The organism is Tunicatimonas sp. (genome assembly GCF_049647865.1).
Lineage (GTDB): Bacteria > Bacteroidota > Bacteroidia > Cytophagales > Cyclobacteriaceae > Tunicatimonas.
On sequence record NZ_JBARYM010000378.1, the window covers coordinates 1 to 3,992 of the forward strand.

General features: G+C 44.8%; 5 protein-coding genes. 2 read left to right on the forward strand and 3 right to left on the reverse strand.

The window, feature by feature from the left end; genetic code table 11:
- The 3 genes from WBA23_RS11375 to pnuC all read right to left on the reverse strand — a co-directional run.
- The coding region (locus tag WBA23_RS11375) for an AAA family ATPase (protein WP_424582401.1) at positions 1–475 on the reverse strand (475 nt) is incomplete at its 3' end.
- Between the two features lie 36 nt (positions 476–511).
- Positions 512–1,339, reverse strand: a complete 828-nt coding sequence (locus WBA23_RS11380; RefSeq protein ID WP_424582402.1) for an Rpn family recombination-promoting nuclease/putative transposase — start codon at positions 1,337–1,339, stop codon at positions 512–514.
- 64 nt (positions 1,340–1,403) lie between these two features.
- Positions 1,404–1,979 carry a nicotinamide riboside transporter PnuC gene (gene pnuC, locus WBA23_RS11385; RefSeq protein WP_424582403.1) on the reverse strand — a complete coding sequence of 192 codons (576 nt, stop codon included), beginning with the start codon at positions 1,977–1,979 and terminating at the stop codon, positions 1,404–1,406.
- 110 nt (positions 1,980–2,089) lie between these two features.
- Between pnuC and WBA23_RS11390 the strand changes: the two genes are divergently transcribed.
- Positions 2,090–3,769, forward strand: a complete 1,680-nt coding sequence (locus WBA23_RS11390) for an FAD-dependent oxidoreductase (RefSeq protein ID WP_424582404.1) — start codon at positions 2,090–2,092, stop codon at positions 3,767–3,769.
- Between the two features lie 8 nt (positions 3,770–3,777).
- A partial coding sequence (locus WBA23_RS11395; protein WP_424582405.1) for a hypothetical protein occupies positions 3,778–3,992 on the forward strand: 215 nt, incomplete at its 3' end.

Sequence of the window (3,992 nt, forward strand, 5' to 3'; positions counted from 1 at the left end):
CCTGAGTTAACCTCTGCTGATAGTTTCCTTGAATAGTTACTGCGGGTTCATCGGCTAATGCCTGTTGGTAAAGCAAGAATAATTCATCACGGTTAGTCGGGTTTTCCCGTTGCGGATCGGGTTCCCAAGGAATATCGGGTGTACAAAGTAAATATAAATCTAGTGGTCGCCGCTCAATCTGCTTTAAAATCCAGGGATGGCAACGCCTGTAACGATATTCACTCCATATCTTAATTACCATCAGGCTGGTATCGCAGATCAGCAAATCAGGTTTACCTTTCGCTGCTTCGTCTTCCCGCTTGATTTGCCCTTTGGCAATTTTTAGCAGATCTTCTTCCTGGTAAGGCCGGTTCAACTTATTAAGGTAGTCGCGAGCGTATTCGGGCACCCAAACCACCTGATAATACCCGGCTAACGCTTGGGCCAAGGTACTTTTTCCGCTGGACTCAGGCCCAGTAGTTATAATTTTAATCACCGTAAACTTTTAAGTGCGCTTTATTGCTTCTATTTGCTAACGGGTTAGGCTAGTAAATTGGATAATTTTATCAATTGGCTCATTAGCTTCTAGCATAATGCGAGCAATCTCCAACTTACCTTCCTCACGCCCCTCTTCAAAAGCGGTATCCAGGGAATTCTTCATATCCCTATAATACTTCAAGCTATCCTCGTAAGAACGGATTTGGGCGGGGGTGAACTTAGCAATCTCAGCAACCTCAAATAGCTTCTCAAAAACCCTTTCCCGAAGTTTATCGGGTACTCTATCCAGACGGTTCAAGTTACGCAGCACATAGAGCCATTTGTCGAATCGGGTCTTTAGTTCATCTACTGTCTTATTAAACTTAGGCATTTCTAAGTAAATGAACGTCAACTTATCATAAAATACCTGATAGGTTTCGGTATCAGTTAGTTTTACATCGTAACGATATTTTGATGGCTCATTTACATCCTCATCAAACACAAAATCCAAAATAGCAACGGTATACACAGCTTTTAGTTCGTAGTTCCAGTCCGCTCGTTTAGCTTGCTCGCGAATAGGGAACGTAGAGTAGTAAACTGTCCGATCTTTGAAAAAATTCTGCTTCGTTTTTTGTAGCTCTACTATAAATTTTTCTCCTCGCTCATTCTCACAGTACAAATCAAAAATAGCCTTTCTATCAATATCCCCACTGCCTAGGTGTTCATTCTTCAGATAAGTTAAATCCTTAATCTCACCCTGTTCTTCCTTTAATAACTCATTCAGAAAATCTAATAGTAGATCCTTATTAGGCTCTTCTCCGAACAGCTTTTTAAAACCATAATCGGTAAAAGGGTTTATATATCTTTCAATAAATTCAGCCATACGTTTCAATGTTTGTTTAGAGTACGGATTTTCTTTATGGTCTGTTTTTACTGATACTTGCTGATCAGCCCGAAACGTCCACTTTTAAGGAACGCTGCCAGTTGCGGTATCCATAAGCCGCTAACCCCAGGTACAAAAAGTACAGAAGAGCCAATAGATACAGTTCTTTCACCACGTAAATACCGACAAATACCGCGTCAACTACAATCCATAGCACCCAATTCTCTAGCTTTTTTCTCGCTAGCATGTACGTGCCAACTAAGCTGAAAGCCGTACCAAAAGCGTCCCAGTAGGGTAAATCAGCATCTGTATTCTGCCGAAAGAAGTAACCAATTCCGATAGTTCCAATCATACCCGCTATTAACAGAGTCAACAATGTTGGAAAAGCAGTAACGCTAATGGTTAACCTGGATTGATTATCTCCACCATAAATCCATTCGTACCAGCCATAAAACCCTAGAATTATATAAACGCCATTTAGCCCCACACTAGCGTAAAGCTGCGCTTGGTAGGCAATAAAGCCTAGCAATACTGCACCAACAATGCTAGTCGGCCACCCCCAGACTATCTCGCGGGCGTTGAGGTAGATAGGAATCACCCCGAAGATTACCGCGAGAAATTCAACCCAATTCCATTCCATACTGCAAGCTTACACAAGAATCTATTGGAAGGCAACCTACTACAGATCGTCAATTCGATTATTAAAAATGAATCAAATTGGTTAGTATTGACTAACAACCTAACTACGCTATGACCAGATTTCTCTCCTTTCTCCTCAACGGACTATTTTCCACTCTACTTATCTTTTCTTGCTCTAGTCCATCTGAAACCTCGCAAGATTCGTCGCAAGAACAAGCAGCTCGCTCAGCAGATATTATCATTTACGGAGGTACCTCCGCCGCTGTAACGGCAGCAGTGCAAGCGGCTAAGATGGATAAGTCCGTGATTATGGTTTCGCCCGACAAGCATTTGGGCGGATTGACCGCCGGGGGGTTGGGCTGGACCGATACGGGTGATAAATCCGTAATTGGCGGATTGGCTCGCGACTTCTATCATCGAGTGTACCAACATTATAACCAAGATTCAGCCTGGCAGTGGCAACAACAGTCGGAATACGGCAACCGAGGACAGGGCAACCCGGCGATGGACGGCGAAGCACGAACCATGTGGATTTTTGAACCCCACGTAGCCGAACGAGTTTTTGAAGACTTAATTGAAGAACACAACATTACCGTCTACCGCGATGTCTGGCTGAACCGCGAAAGTGGCGTAACGGTGGAAGATGGAAAAATTACTGCCATTGAAACGCTAAATGGGCAACGCTACGAAGGGAAAATGTTTATTGATGCTACCTACGAGGGCGACCTGATGGCAACCGCTGGAGTGAGCTACCACGTAGGCCGGGAGGCAAAAAGTATGTACAATGAAGAATGGAATGGGGTGCAAACCGGAGTGCTGCACCATCGGCATTGGTTTGCCTCAGACATTAGCCCTTATGTTGTCCCGGGCGATTCCACTAGTGGATTGCTACCCCTGGTTTCGGCTGAAGACCCGGGCGAGTATGGTTCAGGTGATGACAAGATTCAGGCCTACTGCTTCCGCATGTGCCTATCTAATCATCCCGACAATCGGGTGGCTTTTCCTAAACCAGATAACTACGATCCTAATCAGTACGCATTACTGGCTCGAGTATTTGACAGTGGCTGGCGCGAAACGTTTAACAAGTTTGATCCCATCCCTAATCGCAAGACCGACACCAACAACCACGGCCCGGTGAGCACCGATAATATTGGTAAAAACTACGACTACCCCGAAGGTAGCTACGAACGCCGTGAGGAAATTATTAAGCAGCATGAAGACTACCAGAAAGGGTTAATGTATTTCATCGCTAACGATCCGCAGGTGCCGGAAGAAGTGCGGGAAGATATGAGCCAATGGGGGTTGGCCGCCGATGAGTTTACCGATAATGGAAACTGGCCCCACCAAATTTACGTGCGTGAAGCCCGCCGCATGATTGGCCCCTTTGTGATGACCGAGCAGGAGGTACTGGGCAAACGCGAAGTGCCTAAACCCGTGGGTATGGGTTCCTACGCGATGGATTCGCACAATATTCAACGCTATATCAAACCCGACGGCTACGTACAAAACGAAGGCGACATCGGTGTAAAACCCGATCGGCCGTACAGTATTTCCTACGATGCGCTCACCCCCAAACAAGAAGAGTGCGAAAACCTACTCGTTCCGGTCTGTGTCTCCAGCTCCCACATCGCCTTCGGCTCCATCCGCATGGAACCCGTCTTTATGATCCTCGGCCAAAGTGCCGCCACCGGAGCCGTTATAGCTATTGATAATAATATTCCCGTACAAGCAGTAGATTACGCACAGTTGGAAGCGAAACTTATTGAAGATGGGCAGGTGTTGACGCAATAAGCCAACAGTTGAAGAAAAAGCTAAAAATATCACTCGAGGCAAACGGAATTCACTCTTTTAATAGAGGTCTAAACACTTTCTCAGATTATGAACAAGGTGATAAGAAGGATGATTTTTTACTGAAAGAATCAATAATGTTTCTTCATCATGGTATAGAGTTATTGATGAAACAAATGTTGGTTAATACTGCTGATGAGTCTTTAATATTCTCAGACATTAGCAG

Coding starts and splice junctions, on each gene's coding strand:
- WBA23_RS11390 (WP_424582404.1), top strand. CDS start 2,090: ATGACCAGATTTCTCTCCTTTCTCCTCAACGGACTATTTTCCACTCTA.
- WBA23_RS11380 (WP_424582402.1), bottom strand. CDS start 1,339: ATGGCTGAATTTATTGAAAGATATATAAACCCTTTTACCGATTATGGT.
- pnuC (WP_424582403.1), bottom strand. CDS start 1,979: ATGGAATGGAATTGGGTTGAATTTCTCGCGGTAATCTTCGGGGTGATT.